The 21533-nt window shown below is 64.0% G+C and carries 21 protein-coding genes; 15 read left to right on the top strand and 6 right to left on the bottom strand.

All coding sequences use genetic code 11. From position 1 onward, the window contains the following. Nucleotides 1–19: 19 nt before the first annotated feature. The 4 genes from IE053_RS13515 to IE053_RS13500 form a co-directional block, all read right to left on the bottom strand. Entirely contained in the window at nt 20–1546 is a 1527-nt protein-coding gene (locus IE053_RS13515; RefSeq protein WP_189576846.1) for an ABC transporter permease, read from the bottom strand. Beyond that, nucleotides 1543–2454, bottom strand: a complete 912-nt coding sequence (locus tag IE053_RS13510) for an ABC transporter ATP-binding protein (RefSeq protein WP_189576844.1) — start codon at nt 2452–2454, stop codon at nt 1543–1545. Before IE053_RS13510 ends, IE053_RS13515 begins: the two co-directional genes overlap by 4 nt. A 116-nt stretch (nt 2455–2570) precedes the next feature. Next, nucleotides 2571–3647, bottom strand: a complete 1077-nt coding sequence (locus IE053_RS13505) for a sensor histidine kinase (RefSeq protein WP_189576834.1) — start codon at nt 3645–3647, stop codon at nt 2571–2573. Nucleotides 3648–3731: 84 nt separating this feature from the next. Further along, nucleotides 3732–4148, bottom strand: coding sequence for a response regulator (locus IE053_RS13500; RefSeq protein WP_189576833.1), 417 nt, complete (start codon nt 4146–4148; stop codon nt 3732–3734). A gap of 161 nt (nt 4149–4309) precedes the next feature. Between IE053_RS13500 and IE053_RS13495 the strand changes: the two genes are divergently transcribed. The 3 genes from IE053_RS13495 to folD are packed head-to-tail and all read left to right on the top strand — an operon-like array spanning nt 4310 to nt 6433. Beyond that, complete coding sequence (locus IE053_RS13495; RefSeq protein WP_189576831.1) at nt 4310–5260, top strand: sterol desaturase family protein; 951 nt, start codon at nt 4310–4312, stop codon at nt 5258–5260. Next, a complete protein-coding gene (locus tag IE053_RS13490; protein ID WP_189576829.1) occupies nt 5257–5547 on the top strand; it encodes a YggT family protein in 291 nt (96 codons plus the stop codon). Before IE053_RS13495 ends, IE053_RS13490 begins: the two co-directional genes overlap by 4 nt. Nucleotides 5548–5557: 10 nt before the next feature. Then, a complete protein-coding gene (gene folD / locus IE053_RS13485) occupies nt 5558–6433 on the top strand; it encodes a bifunctional methylenetetrahydrofolate dehydrogenase/methenyltetrahydrofolate cyclohydrolase FolD (RefSeq protein WP_189576827.1) in 876 nt (291 codons plus the stop codon). On the opposite strand, the gene egtD is transcribed toward folD, so the two are convergent. Together egtD and IE053_RS13475 are read right to left on the bottom strand one after the other, a co-directional pair. Next, on the bottom strand, nt 6430–7353 hold the full coding sequence (egtD, locus tag IE053_RS13480; protein ID WP_189576825.1) for an L-histidine N(alpha)-methyltransferase: 924 nt from the start codon (nt 7351–7353) through the stop codon (nt 6430–6432). The two genes, folD and egtD, sit on opposite strands and share 4 nt — an antisense overlap. 80 nt (nt 7354–7433) lie before the next feature. Beyond that, nucleotides 7434–8396 carry an NAD-dependent epimerase/dehydratase family protein gene (locus IE053_RS13475; protein WP_189576823.1) on the bottom strand — a complete coding sequence of 321 codons (963 nt, stop codon included), beginning with the start codon at nt 8394–8396 and terminating at the stop codon, nt 7434–7436. Nucleotides 8397–8433: 37 nt separating this feature from the next. Here IE053_RS13475 and IE053_RS13470 point away from each other — a divergent pair, with 37 nt between their 5' ends. The 12 genes from IE053_RS13470 (at nt 8434) to IE053_RS13415 (ending at nt 21435) form a co-directional block, all read left to right on the top strand. After that, entirely contained in the window at nt 8434–9036 is a 603-nt protein-coding gene (locus IE053_RS13470) for a nicotinate-nucleotide adenylyltransferase (protein ID WP_189576822.1), read from the top strand. Between the two features lie 92 nt (nt 9037–9128). Continuing rightward, nucleotides 9129–9503 (top strand): ribosome silencing factor, encoded by a 375-nt coding sequence (rsfS, locus tag IE053_RS13465; RefSeq protein ID WP_373302890.1) that lies wholly within the window; start codon nt 9129–9131, stop codon nt 9501–9503. Then, a complete protein-coding gene (locus IE053_RS13460) occupies nt 9503–9985 on the top strand; it encodes a 23S rRNA (pseudouridine(1915)-N(3))-methyltransferase RlmH (RefSeq protein WP_229786227.1) in 483 nt (160 codons plus the stop codon). Before rsfS ends, IE053_RS13460 begins: the two co-directional genes overlap by 1 nt. After that, nucleotides 9982–11118, top strand: a complete 1137-nt coding sequence (locus tag IE053_RS13455) for a murein hydrolase activator EnvC family protein (RefSeq protein ID WP_189576820.1) — start codon at nt 9982–9984, stop codon at nt 11116–11118. The genes IE053_RS13460 and IE053_RS13455 overlap by 4 nt, the downstream gene beginning before the upstream one ends. 197 nt (nt 11119–11315) lie before the next feature. Beyond that, nucleotides 11316–12782: a S41 family peptidase gene (locus IE053_RS13450; protein ID WP_373302889.1), complete on the top strand. Its 1467-nt coding sequence runs from the start codon at nt 11316–11318 to the stop codon at nt 12780–12782. Between the two features lie 19 nt (nt 12783–12801). Continuing rightward, nucleotides 12802–13959 (top strand): anthranilate synthase component I family protein, encoded by a 1158-nt coding sequence (locus IE053_RS13445; RefSeq protein ID WP_189576818.1) that lies wholly within the window; start codon nt 12802–12804, stop codon nt 13957–13959. Then, nucleotides 13956–14516, top strand: a complete 561-nt coding sequence (locus tag IE053_RS13440) for an anthranilate synthase component II (RefSeq protein WP_189576816.1) — start codon at nt 13956–13958, stop codon at nt 14514–14516. The genes IE053_RS13445 and IE053_RS13440 overlap by 4 nt, the downstream gene beginning before the upstream one ends. Continuing rightward, entirely contained in the window at nt 14513–15319 is an 807-nt protein-coding gene (locus tag IE053_RS13435; protein ID WP_189576814.1) for an aminotransferase class IV, read from the top strand. The genes IE053_RS13440 and IE053_RS13435 overlap by 4 nt, the downstream gene beginning before the upstream one ends. Then, nucleotides 15316–16476 carry an acyl-CoA synthetase family protein gene (locus IE053_RS13430; protein WP_189576811.1) on the top strand — a complete coding sequence of 387 codons (1161 nt, stop codon included), beginning with the start codon at nt 15316–15318 and terminating at the stop codon, nt 16474–16476. The genes IE053_RS13435 and IE053_RS13430 overlap by 4 nt, the downstream gene beginning before the upstream one ends. A 225-nt stretch (nt 16477–16701) precedes the next feature. After that, on the top strand, nt 16702–17235 hold the full coding sequence (locus tag IE053_RS13425) for a hypothetical protein (RefSeq protein ID WP_189576809.1): 534 nt from the start codon (nt 16702–16704) through the stop codon (nt 17233–17235). Between the two features lie 60 nt (nt 17236–17295). Then, entirely contained in the window at nt 17296–18639 is a 1344-nt protein-coding gene (locus tag IE053_RS13420; RefSeq protein ID WP_189576807.1) for a leucyl aminopeptidase family protein, read from the top strand. A gap of 216 nt (nt 18640–18855) precedes the next feature. Then, nucleotides 18856–21435, top strand: coding sequence for a sensor histidine kinase (locus tag IE053_RS13415; RefSeq protein ID WP_189576805.1), 2580 nt, complete (start codon nt 18856–18858; stop codon nt 21433–21435). Nucleotides 21436–21533: the final 98 nt, after the last annotated feature.

The raw sequence follows: 21533 nt of genomic DNA, 5'->3' as shown, positions 1-21533 counted from the left end.
CGCATTCCTCCCGCTTTGCCTAGCGGACCTTCTCGCCTTTCGGGGCACGGGCGGCGGCGAAGAACGTCTTCCAGTTCGCGTTGCCGCCGGCCTGCAGGATGCCTGCGCGGTAGATCCGGCCCATGAAGGTCAGCATCATTGCCACCACCACGATCAGCATCGCTGTCGCGCCAAGGATCTCCCATAGCGGCGGCGAACCCGATAGCCGCAGCATCAACGCATAGTGCGTGTAGAATGGGATCCACGTGAAGATCCTTGCGAACAGCCCATTTGGATCCTCGATCACCGACATGATGAACGGCGCGGGCAGCAGCATGATGATCGTCAGCGGCGTCGACAGGCTCTGCGCATCCTGGATGGACGAGCAAAGCGCACCGATCGCGAGATAGATCGACGCGTAGAGCAGGTAGCCGAGCAAGAAGTAGAAGAAGAAGAGCGGCACCAGCGGGCTCGCCAGCATCACCTCCTTAAGTGTCGCCAGGACTTCGTTGCCCGCTCCCAAAATGCTGATCAGGGCAAAGCCAAGGCCGGCGAAGATCACCATCGGCGTGACCCCGACCAGGGCAAGGCCGATCAGCTTGCCGATCATCAGTTGCGAGGCTGACACGGATGACAGCAGCATCTCGACGATCTTGTTCGACTTCTCCTCGATCGTGTTGGTCAGCATCATGCTGCCCACCGAAAGGACCACGAAGAAAAGGATGTAGGTCAGGCCGAGCGGAAGGCCGAATTCAATCGTATCACGCAGGCGCTGGGCCTCGTCCTCGGCGCTCGATCCCGCCTTCACCTTGCTCAGGCCCGGGCTGAGGGCGTTGATCGCGGCCACGTCCTCGACGCTCAGGCCGCGCGCGACGAAGGCGTCGTTGCGCAGCTTCTCCCTGAACACCCCGCGCAGGAAGGCCCGCAATTCGTCATCTGCCATGTTGTCCGTCAGGTAGACCGCATTCGGACCATCCTCGGCACCGTAGCCTTCGGGAATGACAACGACTGCGGTCAACCTCCCGCCGCCGGGGATCTCTTTTTCGCCGCGCATGTAGGGGAGGTAAGCCGTTCCGATCGCCTGGTCGTCCGCATCGGGAGCGATTTCGACCAGCGGGTCGATCCTCCTGAAGTCCCGGCGCGGTTCCTCGAGGGGTGGGAGTTCCATCGAGGTCAGGGCGGCAAGACGCCTGCGGCCCTCGGCCAAGCCGCCAGCGGCGAAGAAGGCTTCGCGCCGCTCGGCATCCACGGGTCCGGGCGCGAAAGGGGGCTCCAGGGCTTCGGCATCGACAAGCCCGCTTGCCGTCAGCCCCATGACGAAGTCGTCCCAGCGCCCGATAATGGCGCGCTGGTGTTGTTCCTCGAGCGCTTCATCGACCACGTCTGCCCAACCGCCGTCGCGGTCAATCAGGACGAATGTCTTCGCGGCCTTGGTAGCGTCCTGCAGGAACGATGCGCTCGCGCCAAGGAGCGACATGACCGGAATGATCAGCAGGAAGAGGAGGAAGCCGCGGGTGAAGATATAGCGCCGGTATTCGTGACTGACGATCTCGAAAATGCCCCTCATGCCGCGTCCTCCTCGCCAGCGCCCGCAAAGCGGAAGAATATTTCGTGCAAGGAGGCCTCCTCCAGGCCGAAGCTTTTGACGGTGATCCCGAGTTCAAGACAGGCGGCGAGCACGGCCTGCATGTCGCTCCCTTCGCTGACGGTCAGGGCATAGCGGTCGCGGCCGATCGGGGTGATCGCCGTCACGCCGGCACGTCCCTGCAAGGGTGAAGGGTCGTCGGGCGTCGCAAGAATGATGCGCTGTTCATACGCCTCCCGCGCCTCGTCGATCGTCCCCTCGAAAACTTTCTCGCCGCCCTTGATCATCACGAAGCGGTCGCACAGCCGCTCGGCGTGTTCCATCGTGTGGGTCGAGAACAGAACCGTTGCCCCCTCGTCACGCAGGTCACCGATCAGGTCTTCGAGAAGCTTCTGGTTCACCGGATCGAGGCCCGAGAACGGCTCGTCGAGGATCAGGAACTCCGGCTCGTGAGTCAGCACCGACAGCAGCTGGATTTTCTGCGCGTTGCCCTTGGAAAGGGTTTCGATCTTGTTGTTCGCATACTGAGTCATGCCGAAGCGCTCGAGCAGCTCATGGGCCTTGGCCTTCGCCTTCCCGCCGGGAACGCCCTTGAGCCTGCCGAAATAGGCGATGATGTCGATCGCTTTCATCTTGCGATAGAGGCCCCGCTCTTCGGGAAGGAAGCCGACCCGCAACCGGCCCTTGCGCAGGTCGGTGCTACCGAACAGCTCGACCGAGCCGCTGGTAACGGGCAGGATATCCATCACCATACGGAGGGTTGTGGTCTTCCCCGCGCCGTTCTGCCCAAGGAAGCCTACGATCTCGCCCTTGTCGACCGAAAAGGAGAGGTCGGAGACAGCGCGGAAATCGCCAAACTCCTTCGTCACCCTGTTGATTGAGAGAACCATCTCACCCCGCCCCGTCCATTCACGCGCCCGTTTCCGGCCTGATACCGCAAATCGGTAAAACTGAGACCTAAGCATGTTGGAAAGGGATTACAGCCCCGAAAGGAGAAATGCCTTCCTCAGGCCGTCCGCTGTTCATCGCTCGGGTAGGGGATCACCATGCGGAACCTGAGCCCGTCGGGGGTCAAGGCGCGCTCCGTCTCCGCGCCCAGGGTCGATGCGCATTGCTGGACCAGAACGGAACCAAAGCGTCGGCTCTCCAGCGCGTCAGCCGGGATTGCACGACCTCCGACCGGCGCATCACCCGTGTACTCGTTCCATATAAAAGTGATCTTGCCGTCTTTCTGGGTGATGGCGACTTCGAGCTTGCCGCCGCGCTCTCCCAGCGGTCCGTGCTTCGCTGCATTCGTCGCGAGCTCGTACACCAGCATGGCGACCGGAGAGATCATCGCGCTTGGCAGCACAATATTTTCAGGCGAGTCGATGGAGACGGTGACCGAGCCGTTATCGGCAGGCCGCTCCATCCACGGCTTGAGAGCTGTGTTGAGAATGTCCTGCAACGGAACATTGCCGGAGCTCCCCTCGCTATGGCTGAGCTTCGCCGACAGGGCATGGGCCTCGGCCATGGCGATCGCCTGGGCTTCGAGCGTACTCGCGAGGCTCTGGACGTCAACGGCGGACTTGCTCGCGAGGCGGATCAGGGCGCGCATCACGGCGAATGCATTCTTTACCCGGTGATCCATTTCGGAGGCCAGCATACCAAGCTTGCGCTCGTGCTCCTTCTCCTCCGACATGTCCCAGTTGACCCCGAGCATACGCAGCGCCCGTCCGTCCTCGGCGCGGGCGACCACGCGCCCCCGCGCACCAAGCCATAGCTCCGGCTGGTTCGCGCCGCGGGCAATCCTGAATTCGGTGTGATACTCGACGTCATCGTCAAGAGCGGCCTCGACCGCCTTGCGCACCGCGGCTTCATCGTCCGGGTGCATCGCCTTGAAGATGCGCTCCACGGGCCAGGGCTGGGGCACGTCGTCCAGCTCGAAATAGGTGCCGACGATCGGGTCGCCGGTGACCGTCCCGCCTTCGATGTCCCATTCCCAGCTGCCCATTTTCCCTGCGGCGAGAGCAAGCGTCGCGCGGCTCGCAGCATCGTTTTGCGCCGGAACGGCTTTCGAAGGTGTGCGTCGCGACGCGGCCAAGGGGGTGTCTCCACGGCAGAACCACGCGCTTTCTCGATCGATGGCGCGCGCGTATGGGAAGGAGCCTAGCGGGAGCGAGATGCCTTAGCCAATCAGTTGGCTCAGGGCTCCGACAATGCTTTCGGATGGTGCTGGTTTGTCCAATGCCATCGCCGTCGGGAAGTCCCTGGCAATGTTGAGGTGACCGAGATGCGCCGAATGGAAGATCACGGGAACGCCTCGCTCGATCAAAACGCGCGCCAGCGGGAACACGTCCGTGTCTCCGAGGCGGATGTCGAGGATGGCAGCGTCGAAACCGTCCCTCGATGCAGAAAGCGCCGTGAAACCGTCATCGAGGCTCATAGCGGTCGTGACCTCGGCCCCTTCCTCTTCGACAACCTGTTGGATATCAAGGGCAATGAAGAACTCATCCTCCACCACGAGGATACGCCTGCCGGACAGCTTTCCCTGCTGGGTGGTGTTTCGAGTCTGGACATCGCTGACGGAAGACGCCGTCGACATTCATTCCTCTCCAATAGGCTGCGTCGGTCGTAATGCCCGACACCGATAAGAACTCTGCTGCCACGATCTAGTTCGCTGGCTACACTATCACATAATTATTTTCGACCCGTTCGATCGATCCCGCCTTTGCGTGACACGGCGGGCGCAGGGTAGGGTGCAGTATGGACCAACTCTCCTTCCCAGATGTTTCCGTGCTTGCGGCTCCCCTTTATTTGATCCTGATCGCAACCGAGATCTGGGTGCTGAGCCGCCTCGGGCGAAAGGAAGAGGTCACGAAGGACCTTTGGACCAACCTCGCCATGGGGACAGGCAACGCGATCGCCAGTGTCACCCTTTTCGGCGGTGTGGCGGCGCTTTTCCTCCTCGCCTGGGAGTTCAGGATCGCTGACCTCGGCATCAACGCTTGGTCCTTCCTGTTCGCGATGGTGGCGAAGGATTTCACCTATTACTGGGTCCACCGTTTCCAGCACAGGATCCGATGGGGCTGGGCCAGCCATGTCGTCCACCACTCGAGCCAAGGCTACAACCTGTCCACGGCGCTGCGCCAACCCTGGTTCAGCGTCACAACAGGAACCTATCTTCTGGGCCTGCCGTGGATCATCCTCGGCATCCACCCGGCGCTCTGGGCCTTCTGCGGCGGTTTGAACCTGTTCTACCAGTTCTTCATCCACACCCAGTCGGTGAAGAAACTACCGGGCTGGTTCGAAGCGATCTTCAACACACCCAGCCACCATCGCGTCCATCACGCGACCAACCCGAGATACCTCGATACCAACTACGCCGGCATCCTGATCATCTGGGACAAGCTGTTCGGGACCTTCGTTCCCGAGGACGATGCCGAGCCATGCAAGTTTGGCCTCGTCTCCAACATCTCGACGCAAAACCCGCTCCGGGTCGCGACTCACGAATATGTCGCCATCGCCAAAGACGTGACGAAGAAGGGGCTGACGCCGATCGAGCGCTTCCGTTACGCCTTCGCGCCGCCGGGTTACAGCCATGATGGATCGAGGCTTTCCACGGCTGAGATCAAAAGACGTGCAGGCGTCCGGTTGTCGGGCGGACAGAGTGCTTATATGGCCGAGGATCACGAAGCCGGAGCGCTAGAGCATTGAACGCCATCTTTCTGCTGATCCTTGCGATCCTCGACCTTTATAAACTCGTCCTGATCATCACCATCGTCATGAGCTGGCTGTTCACCTTCGGGGTGATCAACCGCTACAATCAGGTCGTCGATGCGGTCTGGAACGTCTGCACGGCGCTGACCGAACCGGTGCTGCGGCCGATCAGGAACATCCTGCCATCGATGGGCGGGCTCGACCTGTCACCCTTGGTGGTCTTTTTCGCGATCCTCTTCCTGCAGAATTTCATCCGCTACGACCTGATGCCGGCGCTCACCTGAGGACAGGCCCATGACCGCAGAACTGATCGACGGGAAAGCCGCGGCGGCTTCCCTCCGTCACGCCGTCGGCGAAGCCGCCCTGACCCTTCCGCGCAAGCCCGGCCTCGCCGTGGTGCTGGTCGGCGACGATCCGGCGAGCCAGGTCTATGTCGGCTCCAAGGAGAAGGCTGCGGGCAAGGCCAATATCGTCGGCTCTGTGCGCCGGATGCCGGGCTCGTCGACCCAGGAAGAGGTGCTTTCGGTCGTCCGGGAACTCGCCGCGGATGACCATGTCGACGGCATCCTCGTCCAGCTCCCGCTTCCCGAAGGTCTTGACGCGGACGAAATCCTCTCCGCCATCCCCGCCGAGAAAGACGTGGACGGGCTGACCGCGCCCAGCGCGGGCGCATTGGTGCTGGGGCAGGAGGGCCTCACCCCTTGCACGCCCCAGGGATCGATGCGCCTCATCAAGGCCGTCGAGAGCGATCTTTCGGGCAAGAAGGCTGTGGTTGTCGGCCGCTCGATCCTCGTCGGCAAGCCGCTCGCACTGATGCTGCTCGACGCCAATGCCACGGTGACGATCGCCCATTCGCGGACGAAGGATCTCGGCGCCGTGTGCCGTGAGGCGGACATCCTGTGCGTGGCCGTCGGGCGGCCCGAGATGGTGACCGCGGACATGATCAAGCCCGGTGCGATCGTCATCGATGTCGGCATCAACCGGATCGAGCGTGACGGTACGAGGAAACTGGTCGGCGATGTGGAGTTCGACGGAGCAAGAGAGGTCGCTGGCCACATCACCCCGGTCCCCGGCGGCGTCGGCCCGATGACCATCGCCTGCCTCCTGCGCAACACCGTTGTCGCCTCGGCGCGGCGGCAGGGTGTGCCTGTGCCCGAGGCGCTGCTCTAGGCAGCTTTCAGCAGGAACACCCCAAACCATTCGCGGGGGTCGGTCCAGACCCTTTCGACCTCCCAGCCGGCAGCCCTGGCGATCCGGTCCATGCTTTCGCGTGTGTATTTGTGCGAATTTTCCGTGTGGATCATCTCGCCCTTCTCGATGCTGATGCGCTCCCCACCGAGATTGATGGCCTGCGGCGCGAGGGCGACCACGCCCAGTTCCATCCGCGCTTCAGTGGGGTTCCAGAGAGCCACCGCCTCGAATTTCGACAGGTCCACGCCAGCATCAAGCTCCCTGTTCATTCGTTCAAGGACGTTGAGGGTGAACTGCCGGGTGATGCCCTCGCTGTCGTCATAGGCGGCGAGCAGGATATCCTCGTCCTTCACGAGGTCCGCGCCGATCAGGAACAACGCGCCCTTGCCAAGGCTCTCCCTGCTGCGCGCGAGAAAATCCTGCGCGCCGCCTGCTTCGAAGTTCCCAATCGTCGACCCCGGAAAGAAGCCCATCCGGCATTCATTCTCAAGGAAGCTCGACGGCAGCGCCACCGTGCCCGAAAAGTCACCGACCACGCCGTGCACTTCGGTGTCCGGGAAGAGGGAGCGCATCTTTTCGGCCGATGCCTTGAGGAATTCCTCCGCCACATCGATCATGACGTATACGGAAGGCTTGAGGGCGTCGACCAGCCGCTGCGACTTGACCCCGGCGCCTGAGCCGAACTCCGCGATCGCCGCACCGGGCGGGCAGAACTCAGGCAACTCGCCATAGACCGTTTCCATGATCCCGGCCTCGGTCCGGGTGACGTAATAGTCTTCGGTCCTGGTGATCGCCTCGAAAAGCTCCGAACCCACCGCATCGTAGAGATATTTCGGCGGAATGGATTTCTGGGGCTTGCTCAGCCCTTCACGCAGGTCGCGCAGGAATTCGTCGTTCACAGGTCAACAGGCCGGTTGCACGCCAGGATCGACGCAAGGGCAGAGGCTAACACGCAGGACCCCGAGGGCAACCGCCTGCCTCAGTTTCCGTAATATTCTTTGTACCAATCGACAAACTTGCCAAGGCCATCCTTGAGGCTCGTTTTTGGATCATAGCCGAGCAGGTCCCGCGCACGGCTGATATCCGCCCAGGTCCGGCGCACATCGCCGGGCTGCATCGGGAGGAAGTTCTTCTGCGCCTTTCGGCCCAGATGCTCCTCGAGATAGCCGATGAAGTCGCCAAGGCTCTCCGGTTGGTCGTTGCCGAGGTTGAAGACCCGGTGCGCAGGATCGCCGTCGGGCGGGTTGTCGAGCGAAGCGATGATTCCTGCGACGCAGTCATCGACATAGGTGAAGTCGCGGCCCATCTCTCCCTCGCCGAAGACATCAATCGGCTCGCCCGCCATGATCTTCCGGGCAAAGATCATGTAGGCCATGTCCGGGCGTCCCATGGGGCCGTACACCGTGAAGAACCTGAGACCGGTGAGCTTCAGGCCATAGAGCCGGGCATAGCTCTCCGAAAGGAGCTCGCAGCTCTTCTTCGTTGCGCCGTAAAAACTGACAGGGCTGTCCGTGCGGTCGTCTTCCGCGAAGGGGATCTTGGTGTTCGCACCGTAAACGGATGAAGACGAGGCATAGACCATGTGCTGGGGCTTCAGCGCACGCGCAAGCTCCAGCATCTCCGTCTGCCCTGCGATGTTGGAGTGGGTGTAGGAGCGGGGGCTCTCGATCGAAAACCGCACCCCGGCCTGTGCCGCGAGGTGGATGATCCGGTCGATGCCGAGGCCTGACAGCTTGTCCTGGATGGAGGGCTCGGCGATGTCGGCCTTGATGAAGGTGAAGCGGTCATGCTCCCGAAGCTGCTTGAGGCGCGTTTCCTTCAGGCCGACGTCGTAGTAATCATTGAGGTTATCGACACCGATGATGGTCTCGCCGCGGGCAAGGAGCGCCGTGGCGGTGTGGGAGCCGATGAACCCGGCGGCACCGGTGATGAGAATCGTCATGGTCGCCGTATCGCGCTTTCAGGGGGGAACTTTCGTCGTGAGCAGGACCGCAATAGGGCTTCTTGGCGGGTCGTTCAATCCGCCGCATTCCGGTCACCGCGCTCTTGTGCGCCACGCGATGAAGCGGCTCCATCTGCGAGGGATGCGGGTTCTCGTCTCGCCGCAAAACCCGCTGAAATCGGCTGGTGATTATGCGCCCCTCGAAGAGCGCATCGCGGCGACCAGAGAGATGATGCGTGGCCTGCCCAATGTCAGGGTCGAACCCGAGGCCGCCGAAGGGCCGACATTCGCTGTCGATTCGATCGCCAAACGGGTGCTCAGGGAACCCCACACCGATTTCATCTACGTCATGGGGGCGGATAGTTTTGCCGGACTGCATCGCTGGCGGCGGTGGCAGGCGCTGATGGAGATGGTCCCGATTGCCGTGGTCTCGCGCCCCGGTTTCCGGCTGGAGGCCTTGCAAAGCCCGGCTGCACGCGCATTCGCCAAGGCCCAGGTTCCCGAGCGCCTGGCGCTGACACTGCATCGTCGGACGGCCCCTGCCTGGTGCTTCCTGACCGGGCTCGACCGGGAAGAAAGCTCGACCGCGATAAGAGCGCGCGAAGACCCCTCCAAATTCGGCATGGAAAGTGCTACCTAAGGAACGCTCCCGCAGAGTGGAGTGCAAATCGGAGAAAAGTGCTGATTTCCCAGCAGAGTATGGGTGGCAAGGCTGCCCCGAACCCCGCCGAGATGGGCGACGCTGACGTCCCCGCCTTGGATATCACCGCCGCCGAGATCGTCAGCCAGGTCCTGACCCGGCTCGATGAGGAGAAGGCCGAGGAGATCGTCACCATCGATCTTCAGGGCAAATCGGATGTAGCGGACACTCTCGTCATAGCTTCGGGCCGTTCCCAGCGTCACGTCGGTGCGCTGGCGGACAAGCTTCTGCGCGCCCTGAAAGAGATGGGTGTGCAGGGCGTGAAGTGCGAAGGCCTACCGGCTGCCGACTGGGTGCTCCTCGATGCCGGCGACGTCATCGTGCACCTGTTCCGCCCGGAGGTTCGCGACTTCTACAATCTCGAGCGGATCTGGGCGCCCGAGCGGTTCGCTCCGGCGGCGCAGTAGTGCGTCTCCAGCTCCTCGCGATTGCGCGGGAGCAGAAGCGCGACCCCCTCGACGAGGCGGCGAAGGAATATCTGAAGCGCGCGGCGGGTGCCGCGCCCCAGCTCGGGCTGAAAGGCCCGGAAGAGCGCTTCATCGCCCCCGCCAAGGGTAATGATCCCGCGCGGGAAGCCGAAACCCTGCGCCAAGCCATCGCGGGCCAGGCCGTGCTGCTTGACGAACGGGGCAAGCAGATGTCCTCCCCTGAAATAGCCCGGATGATTGCCGCGAAGCGCGATGCGGGCGTGCCGGCGCTGGCTTTCTGCATCGGCGGCGCGGACGGCTTCGATCCGGCCTTCCGTGACGAGATCCTGAGGGCAGGGGGACAGGCCCTCGCTTTCGGGCGCGCCGTCTGGCCCCACGCCTTGTGCAGAACTATGCTGGCCGAGCAGCTCTACCGGGCTCTCGCGATCCTCGGCGGGCATCCTTACCATCGCGGACAATGATGATTCTCGTTCTCGCCTTCCTTTTGTCATCGATCCAGCAGCCCGATGAAGAATCGCGGCTCGAGGATCTCGAGCGCCAGATCGAGGAGCGCGAGCGCTCCGCCGAAGAGATCCGTGAGCGGACCGAGGAGATGGAGGACGCCCTCGATCGCCTTCGCGACCAGCTCGCGTCCACGGCATCGGCGCTGCAGGCCGCCGAAAGCCGGGCAACGGAACTCGAGCAGGACCTGCAGGACATCGAAGCGCGTGAGGCCATCGCTCTTGAAGAGCGCGATGCCCGGGCGATGGAGCTGAGCCGCGTTCTTGCTGCGCTCCAGAATCTCGAGCGCTCGAGGCCGCCTGCGCTCGTGGTGTCCCCCGATGATGCGCAGAGGGCGGCGCTGGCAGCCGTGACGCTGTCATCGATCAGCCCGCGGCTGGCCGAGATCGTCGAGGCTCGCAAGCAGGAGATCATTGATCTCGAACGGCTGCGCTCGGAGAAGCGCGCCGCTCGCCGCGCGCTCGATGACACCAATGCTTCGCTGGGCGAACGTCGCAGGCTGCTTCAGGGTCTCCTTGATGAACGCCAGTCCGCCTATCAGCAGGACCGCGCCGAGCTCGCGCGGGTGGAGGCGGAGGCCCGGCGCCTCGCTGCCGAGGCATCGAACATCCGGGAGCTCCTGCGCAGGCTGCGCGACCTGCCGTCCGCAGAGGAGGTGGTCGAGCGCTATCGCCAGAGCCGCCGTGACCGGCAGCTTCCGGGGACCTTCGCTGAGGCACGTGGCCGGCTCGAACGCCCCGTCGCCGGGGTCGTGACAGGACAGTTCGGCCAGCGCGACGAAGTGGGCGAGCAGCGTGACGCGGTGCAGATGACCACCCGGCCCGGTGCCGTCGTCACGGCTCCCTATTCGGGAATTGTCCAGTGGGCGTCGAATTTCGGCACCCTCGGCAACGTCCTGATCATCGATGTCGGCGACGGCTACACCAACATCTTCATCGGCCTCGACCGCTTTGTCGTCCGCAAGGGCCAGCGGGTGGGCGCGGGTGAGCCGGTGGGCGTCATGGCCAATGGCGCACAGGCGCCGAGCCTCCGCTTCCAGGTCAGGAAACGTGGGCAACCGGTGGATCCCACCCCTTGGTTCGAGCCTTCCTGAGAGCTGTCAAGATGACCGCAAGCGGCCTTGGTTCCGTTCCGGGCGCGACATTCCGCCTGAGAAGTTGTCCATATTTTACGGGACGAGGGTGTTCCGCTTGGACAAGCGGGGGTTCAAATGACAGATTTAAGAGCGCAGCAAGGTAGCCGTGCACCTATACCGGGTGCCCGAGCGACAGAAAGAGCGGCTAGGTGATGATGAAGCGATCGAAGATTGAGCTCGGCGACGGACGCCGGAGCGTTTCCTCCATGGCGATCGGTGCCGTCCTCGGCGGCGCGATCACGGCCGGCCTCCTTACGGCAGGCTTCGCGCGTTCCGCCTTCGACGCCGAGACCTTCCGCCAGCTCGACCTCTTCGGTGAGGCATTCGAGACAGTGCACCGCAACTATGTTGAAGAGCCTGACGACCGCGAACTGATGGAAGGCGCGATCGAGGGCATGCTCAATTCCCTCGATCCCCATTCGAGCTACCTGCCGCCACGTGATCTCGAGACAATGCAGGAGCAGACGCGTGGCACCTTCGGTGGCCTCGGTATCCAGGTGACCCAGGAGCGTGAAGGCATAGGCCGCGGCCTCGTTCGCGTCATCTCGCCGATTGACGATACCCCGGCCGCGCGTGCGGGTATCGAGCCCGGCGACCTGATCTTCGAAATCGACGGCAAGTCCGTGTTCGGCATGTCGCTGACCGAAGCGACCGACCTGATGAAGGGCGACAAGGGCACCGAGGTCACGCTGCGCGTTGCCCGCGAGGGCGTCGACGAACCCCTCGAATTCTCGTTGACGCGCGACATCATCACCGTGAACCCCGTCGCTTCGCGGGTGGAGCAGGACCGCTTCGGCTATATCCGCCTTGCGAGCTTCACCGCCCAGACGAACGGCAAGATGCTCGACGCGATCCGCGAGCTCGAAAAGGAAACCGGCGGACTCGAAGGCATCGTTCTCGACCTCCGCTCCAATCCGGGCGGACTTCTCGACCAGGCCGTGGCCGTGTCGGATGCCTTCCTCGATGGCGGTGAGATCGTTTCGACCCGCGGTCGCAGCGGGAAGGAATCGATGCGCGAGCTCGGCAAGAAGGGCGACGTCCTCGAGGGCAAGCCCATCGTTGTTCTCGTCAATGGCGGCTCGGCCTCGGCCTCGGAAATCGTCGCGGGTGCCCTGCAGGACCGCAACCGCGCGCTGATCCTTGGGACCAAGACCTTTGGCAAGGGCTCGGTGCAGACGATCCTTCCGCTCAATCGCGGCGATTCGGGCGCGCTCCGCCTGACCACGGCCCGCTACTACACTCCGTCCGGCCGTTCGATCCAGGCGCAGGGCATTGTCCCTGACATCGTCATGCCGATCACTCGTCCGGGTCAGGACGAGCCAGTCAAGCGCCGCTCGGAAGCGGACCTCGACGGTGCACTCGACGTGGACAAGGACGAACCCGTTGGCCTTGGCGAGCCGGGCGAGAACTCCTCGTCGGCCTCGGTGCAGGAAATCCTGATGGAAGGCCAGGAGGCTCTCCGCGAGAAGGAGCGCGAGGAAGAGAACGCCACGGCGCTCTTCATCGAGCCTGTCGAGTGCGAGGAAGGCAAGGATTGCCAGCTTGAGCGGGCGCTCGAACTGCTTGCCGACCAGGCGCAATTCGGCCAGCTCCTCGCCGATGCAGGTGCGATCCAGCGCTAGGAGAGGCGCGAAGACCAGCGTGAACGGGCCACAGCCGCGGCGGGTGATCCTCGCCGCGGGTTTTTCCGGTGAAGCGATCGAGCTCTCGGACGTTCGTGACGTCTGGAGCTGCGACCATGATGAGCTGCCCGGAGCCCGTCCGTTCGAGGCCCTGCGCGAAGCTGAAGCCTCGCTTCGGGAAGGCGACGTTCTCGCAGGTTATTTCGGCTATGAATGCGCGGTGGAACCGGAACCCGGTCTCGACCTGCCGCCACCGCCGCTCGGCGCGCCTGCGGCCTGGTTTGGCGTCTTCGGCAGGGCGCAGAGGGTGCAAGACGACCTTCCGCTCCCCGAACACATGCCCGCACCCTTGCGGCTTGATGAGGGCGACACGCCCGAGGCTTACGCGGAAAAGGCAAAGGACGTTCGTCGTCGGATCGCGGCGGGCGATGTCTTCCAGGTCAATGTTTCCCATCGTCAGTCTGCGGAGTTCGGCGGGGAGGGCCGTGTCATCGACCAATTGCCCTGGCGCGAAGCCCTGACCGCCCGTTTCGGCGCGCTGCTCGATCTCGGCGAGCACGCTATCGTCAGTGCATCGCCCGAACTGTTCCTTGCACTTGAAGGCCGCCGCCTTGCAACCGAGCCGATCAAGGGCACCCGTCCGAGGTCGGAGGACCCCATCGAGGACGCAAGGCTGCTCGAAGACCTGCTGGCTGATCCGAAAGACCGTGCCGAGAACATCATGATCGCGGATCTCATGCGCAATGATCTCGCCAAGGTCTGTGCCGACGGTTCGATCGCGGAACCCGAGATTTGCGGAGCGCGCAGCCTCGATCACGTCCACCACCTCTATTCGCGCATTGAGGGACACTTGCGCGAAGGTCTCCTCTTCGCCGACGCCCTCCGCGCAGCCTTTCCTTGCGGCTCGGTCACGGGCGCGCCGAAGCTCGCCGCGATGGACGCCATCGCCGCACTCGAAGGCGAGGGCAGGGGCGCCTATTGCGGCTCGGTCTTCTACACGGACGGCAAGCGCGCTGCCGCCAGCGTCGCGATCCGCACCGCGGTGATCGATGAGGAATGCCGAAGGCTCGATGTCCGCTCCGGCGGTGGCGTCACGATTCTTTCCGATCCGCACAAGGAATATATCGAAGCTCTCGACAAGGGCTATCTCTTCCGCATGCTGGCGGGTCGGTCATGATTCTCATCATCGATAATTACGACAGCTTCGTTGAAACCCTCGCGCGCTATGTCCGCGAAGCCGGGTTCGCGACCGATGTCGTCCGTAACGATCAGCTCACGGTGGAAGACGTGGCGGAGATCGCTCCTGGAGGCATGATCCTCAGCCCCGGACCCTACACCCCTGCGGAAGCCGGCATCTGCCGAGCCCTGCCGCCAGCCTTTCCCGATACGCCGATCCTCGGTGTCTGTCTCGGCCATCTTGCCATTGCCGAGGCTTATGGCGGCCGCACTGTGCGCGCCAGAACGCCGATGCACGGACGACCCTCGGCCATCAGCCATACCGGCGACCCGCTTTTCGCGGGTCTCGCCAATCCGTTTCAGGCGGGTCGCTACCACGCCTTGGTCAGCGATATTGCGGATACAGATCTTCGCGAGACTGCAAGGTCCGAGGATGACGAACTCATGGCCTTCCGCCATAATGCGCGACCGCATGTCGGCGTGCAATTCCACCCGGAGTCGATCCTCACACCCGAGGGCCGGAGGCTGCTCGGAAACTTCCTGGAGCTTTGCCGATGATTGCGCTTCTCGACGGCCAAAGGATTGACGGCGACGCGCCTGCGCTACCCGTCACCGACCGGGGGTTCCTTCTCGGCGACGGCCTGTTCAGCACGCTCCGTGTCGAGGGTGGCCGCGCGCTCCTGCTTTCCCGGCACCTCGACCGGTTGGATCAAAGCGGCGCCATTCTCGAGCTTCCAGTGGACCGCCACGCCATCGAAGCCGACATCGCCGCCGCCATCGAGGCCCATGGCGACGCGCCTGGCTCCATGCGCATCACCCTCAGCCGCGGAACAGGCCCGAGAGGCCTTCTGCCGCCGCCAGGACCCTCCGTGCGCCGCGTCATCACCATCGCTCCGGCAGGGCCGCGCCGCTGCGAACCGGTTTCCGCGATCGTCAGCACCCACCGCAGGAACGACTTTTCCCCGCTCAGCCGGATGAAAAGCCTCAGCTACCAGGACCAGGTTCTCGCGCGGATGGAGGCAGCCGGGAAGGGCGCCAGCGACGCCGTCATGCTCAACACGCGCAGCGAGCCGGCGAGCACGTCGATGGCCAACCTCCTTGCGCGGACGAAAAACGGCTGGGTCACCCCTCCTGTCTGTGCCGGGATCCTGCCCGGGATCGTCCGGGCGGTCCTGCTCGAAGCCCGCGAAGTCACCGAGGCTGCGATCTCGCAGGCGGACCTCGCATCCCTGCCGCTCGCCCGCACCAATTCTCTCGTCGGCGTCGAACCGCTGGCGCTGCAAGGCGGCGCCCTTCCCGACATCGAAGGTGTCCGGCGCTTGACGCAGGCCCTCGAGGCTGCCGAGAAAGCGGCGTCATGAAGAGCTTCACCTTCTCCGAAGAGCAGATCAGCAAGATCCTCGCATCGCTCATCGCTGATGAGCTGGCGCGACGGCACAAGCGCTATACCGAAACGCTGGTCCATTCGGGTTGGGGTGCCGAGACCAAGCTCGGCAAGGGCGGTATCGCCTTGACCCCGGAACAGCTCGAAGGCTGCGCCGCCCGCGCCACCGAGTATTTCGGCCGAGACCATGCCGACTTGCCCGCAGAGCCCGGCACCACCATCGGTGACTGGGCGCGCGAGCTCTCCAAGCTTGCGCGCGACGAGCTCATCAGTTTCAGCTTCTATCCCTCGACCCAGACGAACGAGGCCGCGACCCGCCACGCCGCCGACGACATGTTCCAGGACGGCGCGGCCGTGGCTTCGCTGCTTTCCGGACGCAGGCGGACGATCTCCATGGTTCCGCCGCACACGCTGCTCGGGCTCATCGGTGTCGTCATTGCACCGAATATCCAGCGCATCCCCGTGATCGACGCGCGGACCAAGACCCCGGACGAGCTGTCGGAGATGCTGCGCTTCGGTGATCTCGTTGTCGCCACACCGACGCTTTGGCGCTACCTCGCCGATACCTTGCCGGAAATCCCCGGCAACGTGCTCGCGCTCAGCTTCGGTGAAGCGCTGACCATGGATCTCGCCCAGAAGCTTCGCCAGCGCGGCCTCGGCGCGCTGCGGGAGCTCTACGGGTCGACAGAGACCGGCGTCATCGCATGGCGCGACAGCCAGTCCGAGCCTTTCATCCTGTTCGATCACTGGGACCGGGAGGGGGATGCCCTGATCCGTCAGCGTCCGGACGGGCGCACCCTGACGACCGTGCCGATGGATGAGATCGAATGGGAGGGGAAGCGTTCGTTCCGTCTCGGTCCACGGCGTGACGGCGCCGTGCAGATCGGCGCGGTGAACGTCTATCCGGCCCATATCGCGGAGATCATCGCCGAGAGCCCCGGTGTCGAGAAATGCGAGGTGCGCCTCAGCCGTCGGCCCGGATTTCTCGATCGCCTGATCGCCGACATTGTCGTCGCACCGGGTCTGGAGCCGGACCAGGACATGGCATGGGCTATCGACGAGTGGTGCCGGGAGCGTCTGCGTCCGGCCGAACGGCCACGGATCTACCATTTCATCCCGTCCGCCGACACTTGAGTCGAGCGGCTCTCTCAACCGATCCTTAGCGCGTCTCGGCTAGGCAACGTCCCATGCCGAAAAGACCGACCATGACCGCCCGCAGCCGCAGATGGTTCAGCGCTATGGACTGGTCGTTCCTTACCGTATTATTGATTGTTGTCCTCGCAGCGATACTCTCGTCTTAACCATAATTTGGAAGCTTCAGACTAAGCACACATGGCTAAGAGTGTTGGGAGCCTGTTCGTGCGTCGTCGTCTTTCCATTCTCTTAATCGATACATTCGTCCTGACCGGCCTCGCGCTCGTGGGCGCGTTCCTGTTCCGGTTGGAGACATCACCGACGCAGGCTGCGGAGAGCTCAGCCGAGGTGAAGCACCTCCAAGCGAGCACGGAGGTGACCGAAGCCCTGCCGCGCGGCGTCGTGCAGGTGAGCGCCCGCGTCGTGCCCGAGCCTTCGCGCGATATCATCATGCCGGGCGACCGCGTCGACCTCGCCAAGCGCCCGGGTGCCCCGGCAGTTCTTGCCGATGCGAGGGTCCTGTCGATCGAGCCGCCCCTGATGGAGGGGGACGACCGTCTGCACATCACCTTCGCGCTCGAGACCACCGACGCCTCTAGGCTTCGCGACATGCGTGAAGTGAGCCTCCTCTTCGTGCGCCTCGCGCAAGTCGGCACCAACGCGCCGGCGCAGGCTTCCTTCGAGCCCTTGCGCAAGAACGAGGTCCTCAACCTCCATTTCGAAGACGCCGGTTGGCAACGCCGCATCGAAGCATACTGAGCTTGCCGCGGGCGGCGGCTTTGCTTAGCCCTTGGCGCGTAGCCGCTGCCGGAGCCCGCCTTGCCCCAACCTCCCGTCCAGTCCGCCGCTGACCGTGCCGAAGCCGCGACGCCGCTCTTTCTCCTGAACCGGGACGACAAGCTCCCCGAAGGAGCGGAGCAAGCCGCCGCCCTCGCGCAGTTCAAGGGCGAGCTCGACCAGATGGCGATCACGCCTGCAGGGGTCCTGATCGGCGCAGGGGACGGCGACGAACCGCTGGCGCTCGGCACGGCAGGCGCGAAGTTGCCTGAGGGGGACTACAGGGTTGCAGCACTCCCGAAGGGGTTCGACGAAACCCTGGCGGCGCTCGGCTTCGCCCTCGGTGCCTATCGCTACGATCGCTATGGCAAGCCTTCGGAGCATCCGGTCCTGCTGATCGACGATGGTGGCCGCGCGGAGGCGGTCTCCCGCGAGGCGGCCACGGTGGGGCTCGGCCGCGACCTTATCAACACGCCGGCGGAAGAGATGGGCCCCGATGCGCTCGAAGATGAAGCGCGCAAGCTCGCCGACGCGTTCGGGGCCACGGTGAAAGTCCACAAGGGCGAGGGCTTCGCGGAGGAGTTTCCGCTGATCCACGCCGTGGGCCGAGCGGCGGCGATCGAGCCGCGCCTGATCGAGCTCGAATGGGACGGCGGCGGCGAGCATAGCTTCGCGCTGGTCGGTAAGGGTGTCTGCTTTGATTCAGGTGGCCTGAATCTCAAGCCGGGCAACGCCATGGCTCTCATGAAAAAGGACATGGGCGGAGCTGCGACGTCCATCGCGCTGGCCCGGCGGATCATGGAGGAGAACCTGCCGATCAAGCTGCGGCTCCTCGTTCCCGCCGTGGAGAACCTGATCTCGGGCAACGCCTTCCGCCCCGGCGATGTGTTCCGCAGCCGTCAGGGCCAGACCGTCGAGATCTCGAACACCGATGCGGAAGGCCGCCTGATCCTTGCCGACGCCCTGGCGCTCGCGACCGAGGGCAAACCAGACCGTATACTCACTCTGGCAACGCTGACCGGCGCGGCGCGGGTCGCCCTCGGCCCGGACCTGCCGCCGATCTACTCGACCGAGCCTGCATTCCAGCAGCGGGTCATCGACGCCGGAACGAGGATCAGTGACCCGCTCTGGCCGATGCCCTTCTGGGACCGCTATGGCAGCTATCTCAAATCCGACATTGCCGATGTGAATCACGCGGCGGATACGCCATTCGCCGGCTCGATCACTGCGGCGCTGTTCCTCAAGCGTTTCGTCGGCGATATTCCCTACACCCACATCGACACCTTCGCCTGGGTTCCCGCTGCGAGGCCCGGCAGGCCCAAGGGTGGCGACGTGCTGGCAATGCGTGCGCTGTTCCGTGCACTGCGGGAACAAGTTGCCGCGTGACCGGAGATCATCCTTGGGCGGCTCGGGCCGTCCGGGATGACAGGGCAGGGAACCGGCGACTCCGGCAACCTGCAAAACGTGTTGATGATGGCTCTTTCGCCTGACGGGCGAACATGCCTAAGAATCCATTCACACTGTTTAACGCGTTGTTAGCCATTTCGGTGGTGTGACAGTTGTTAACGCCACGAGTCCGACTCGCATCAGGGGACGCCCGCCATGAATGCCGCCATCAAAGGAAGCGTAATCGCCGTACTTGCTGCCCTCGTGGTCAGTGTGTCGGTGTTCCTTATGCAGAACGGCAGCGCGGACGTGCTGGGCGAAGGCACCCTGGCCATTGATCCCAACCTGGCCGTGACCCTCGGCGCGGTGTTCTTCGCCATCGGGGCCCTGATCTGGGCCCTGCGCGCGACCTCCGCATCGTCGCACCTCACCCGCGATTGGTCGAAGAGCCTCGCGCAGATGGAGGCGCAGCTCGAGAAGTCGGAGTCGATTCTCGCTAGTCATCCCGGCCTTGTCCTCGTCTGGGCCGAGAGCGATGCCGCGGTAAATGATGGCTGGGGTAACCCTCGCGTCCTCGGTGGTCCGGCGGCGCTGGCCAGTCTCATCACCTTTGCCTCCAAGGACCCCGAAGCCTTCTTCCGTCCGGCGGAGAGCCTTCTCGATGCTTTTGGCGACCTGCCGCTGACCGATGACCGTTCCTCGACCAAGACCGCGACCCTGCGCGAGAAGGTGCATCTTCTCCGCTCCGAAGGGCTCAGCTTCTCAGGATCGCTCGTCACGGAGGAGGGGCGTTCGATCGAGTGCGATGGCCGCGTCGCTGGCGATCAGGTCACCCTGTGGCTGACCGATCCCGCCGTGCGCCTCGCCGAGGAAGCTGGCGTCATGGGCCAGGCCCGTGACCGCGCCTCGGATCTCCACGGCGCGTTCAATGCCCTCGACAAGGCACCCATTGCCGCCTGGCGCCGCTCGCCCGACCTCAAGCTCGAATGGGTCAACAAGGCCTATGTGGAGATGGTCGAGGCCATCAACATGGAAGAGGTCATTGCCGAGCAGAAGGAAATCGACCCCGCCTGCGTGAAGGTGGCCGAGAAAGCCAAGACCGAGCATGCCCGCTCTGGCCGCAAGGCCGCCGACGACCTCATCCGCGTCAACATCCGCGGCCAGCGCCGTGTGCTGAGGATCATCGAGCAGCCGATGCACGCCTCGGGCGACCGGGTGTCGATGGCTGGTATCGCCATCGACGTGACGCGCGAGGACAAGGCCAATGAAGAGCTGCGTCGCCACCAGGAAGCGCACCGCCAGACCATCGACCAACTGCGCACCGCTGTCGCGGTCTTCGGCCCCAACCAGTCGCTCGAATACTACAACCAGAGCTTCGTCGAGCTCTGGGGCCTCGAAGAGGCGGACCTGCTGCACAAGCCGAGCCATGCGGAAATTCTCGACCGCCTGCGTCACCTCGAGAAACTACCGGCCCAGTCCGACTTCGCGGAGTGGAAACGCAAGCAGCTGACGATCTACACCGACGATGATGGCCAGCGTCCTGACGAAACGTGGAACCTCCCCTCGGGCCGAACCCTCCGCGTGGCCCAGGGGCGCCATGCGCTTGGCGGTGTGGCTGTCGTGTTCGAGGACATCACCAAGACCGTCAAGCTGCAGACGCTCTATCAGACGCAGATCAAGGTGCAGGCCGCGACCCTCAACAACCTGACCGAGGGCGTGGCCGTGTTCGGTGCCGATGGGCGCCTTGCGCTGTTCAACAAGGCATTCGAGGAAATGTGGGCACTCAGCGACGAACAGCTCGCCGATGCTCCGCACTTCGACAGTCTGGCATCGGAGTTTATTGCCCTCGCACCGCGCGCGACCGACGATTTCAACGACATGAAGCGCCGCATTGTCAGCTTTTCGCCCCAGGACCGCGCCACGCGCACCGGTGGGCCGTTCAAGCTGAAGGACGGCCGCTGGATGGCCTATGCCACCTCGCCGCTTCCCGATGGTGCGACCCTGGTCAGCTTCATCGACGTGACGGATGCGCAGGAGCGTCAGAAGGAACTGGAAGTCCGCAACCAGATCCTCGAAGAAGCCGACCGCATCAAGACGCGCTTCACCAACCACATTTCCTACCAGCTCCGTGACCCGCTCAACGTCATCAAGGGCTTCGCCGAGGTTCTCGAGAACGAGTTCGCCGGTCCGCTGACGGATCGCCAGAAGGACTATACCGCCGCGATCGTCGCCAGCTCCCTGAAGCTGCTCGATCTTGTCAATGACATCATCGACCTCGCGGCCGTGGATGCCGGGCAGCTCGACCTCGACATGGGCGAGGTGGACCTCCGTGAGCTGATGGACAACGCCAAGACCTATGCCGCGTTGAAAGCCGAGGACAGCCAGATCAAGCTTGTCATCGACTGCGACAGCAATATCGGCATGATCCGTGGCGACGAGCGCCGCCTCAAGCAGGTGATCTTCAACCTTCTCTCTAATGCCTTCCAGTTCACCGAGCCGGGCGGCGAAGTGACCCTCGGCGCGGAGCGCGAAGGCGAGATGGTCCGGCTCTGGGTCTCCGACACCGGGCGCGGCGTCACGCCCGCCGACCAGGCCAAGGTGTTCGAGCGCTACGAGGCGGCTGGTCCCGGCGCAGGCGCAGGCGTGGGGCTCGCCCTCGTCGACAGCTTCGTCAGCCTGCATGGCGGCTTCGTGAAGCTCTCGAGCCGCGAGGACGAGGGCACCACCGTGACCTGCCACCTGCCGGTGGATGGCGTGGTTCCCCAGCCCGACACCGCCAGCCTCGCCGCGGAGTGAGCCTGCGGCGACAGGCCCGTGCGCCAGCTGCCTGATTACGCTATGACATCACCCGGAGGCGAGGGCGCGACAGACGTCCAGCCGATCGGGAGGAAATC

Source organism: Parvularcula lutaonensis (assembly GCF_014651915.1).
Lineage (GTDB): Bacteria > Pseudomonadota > Alphaproteobacteria > Caulobacterales > Parvularculaceae > Parvularcula > Parvularcula lutaonensis.
Note: the sequence above shows the minus strand (reverse complement) of the source record. Positions and strands in the feature narration are given on the sequence as shown.

What these genes read in the sequence shown, in the direction of transcription:
- IE053_RS13515 (WP_189576846.1), bottom strand. Translation starts at nt 1,546, where the DNA reads ATGAGGGGCATTTTCGAGATCGTCAGTCACGAATACCGGCGCTATATC.
- IE053_RS13510 (WP_189576844.1), bottom strand. Translation starts at nt 2,454, where the DNA reads ATGGTTCTCTCAATCAACAGGGTGACGAAGGAGTTTGGCGATTTCCGC.
- IE053_RS13500 (WP_189576833.1), bottom strand. Translation starts at nt 4,148, where the DNA reads ATGTCGACGGCGTCTTCCGTCAGCGATGTCCAGACTCGAAACACCACC.
- IE053_RS13495 (WP_189576831.1), top strand. Translation starts at nt 4,310, where the DNA reads ATGGACCAACTCTCCTTCCCAGATGTTTCCGTGCTTGCGGCTCCCCTT.
- folD (WP_189576827.1), top strand. Translation starts at nt 5,558, where the DNA reads ATGACCGCAGAACTGATCGACGGGAAAGCCGCGGCGGCTTCCCTCCGT.
- IE053_RS13475 (WP_189576823.1), bottom strand. Translation starts at nt 8,396, where the DNA reads ATGACGATTCTCATCACCGGTGCCGCCGGGTTCATCGGCTCCCACACC.
- rsfS (WP_373302890.1), top strand. Translation starts at nt 9,129, where the DNA reads ATGGGCGACGCTGACGTCCCCGCCTTGGATATCACCGCCGCCGAGATC.
- IE053_RS13455 (WP_189576820.1), top strand. Translation starts at nt 9,982, where the DNA reads ATGATGATTCTCGTTCTCGCCTTCCTTTTGTCATCGATCCAGCAGCCC.
- IE053_RS13450 (WP_373302889.1), top strand. Translation starts at nt 11,316, where the DNA reads ATGAAGCGATCGAAGATTGAGCTCGGCGACGGACGCCGGAGCGTTTCC.
- IE053_RS13440 (WP_189576816.1), top strand. Translation starts at nt 13,956, where the DNA reads ATGATTCTCATCATCGATAATTACGACAGCTTCGTTGAAACCCTCGCG.
- IE053_RS13435 (WP_189576814.1), top strand. Translation starts at nt 14,513, where the DNA reads ATGATTGCGCTTCTCGACGGCCAAAGGATTGACGGCGACGCGCCTGCG.
- IE053_RS13430 (WP_189576811.1), top strand. Translation starts at nt 15,316, where the DNA reads ATGAAGAGCTTCACCTTCTCCGAAGAGCAGATCAGCAAGATCCTCGCA.
- IE053_RS13415 (WP_189576805.1), top strand. Translation starts at nt 18,856, where the DNA reads ATGAATGCCGCCATCAAAGGAAGCGTAATCGCCGTACTTGCTGCCCTC.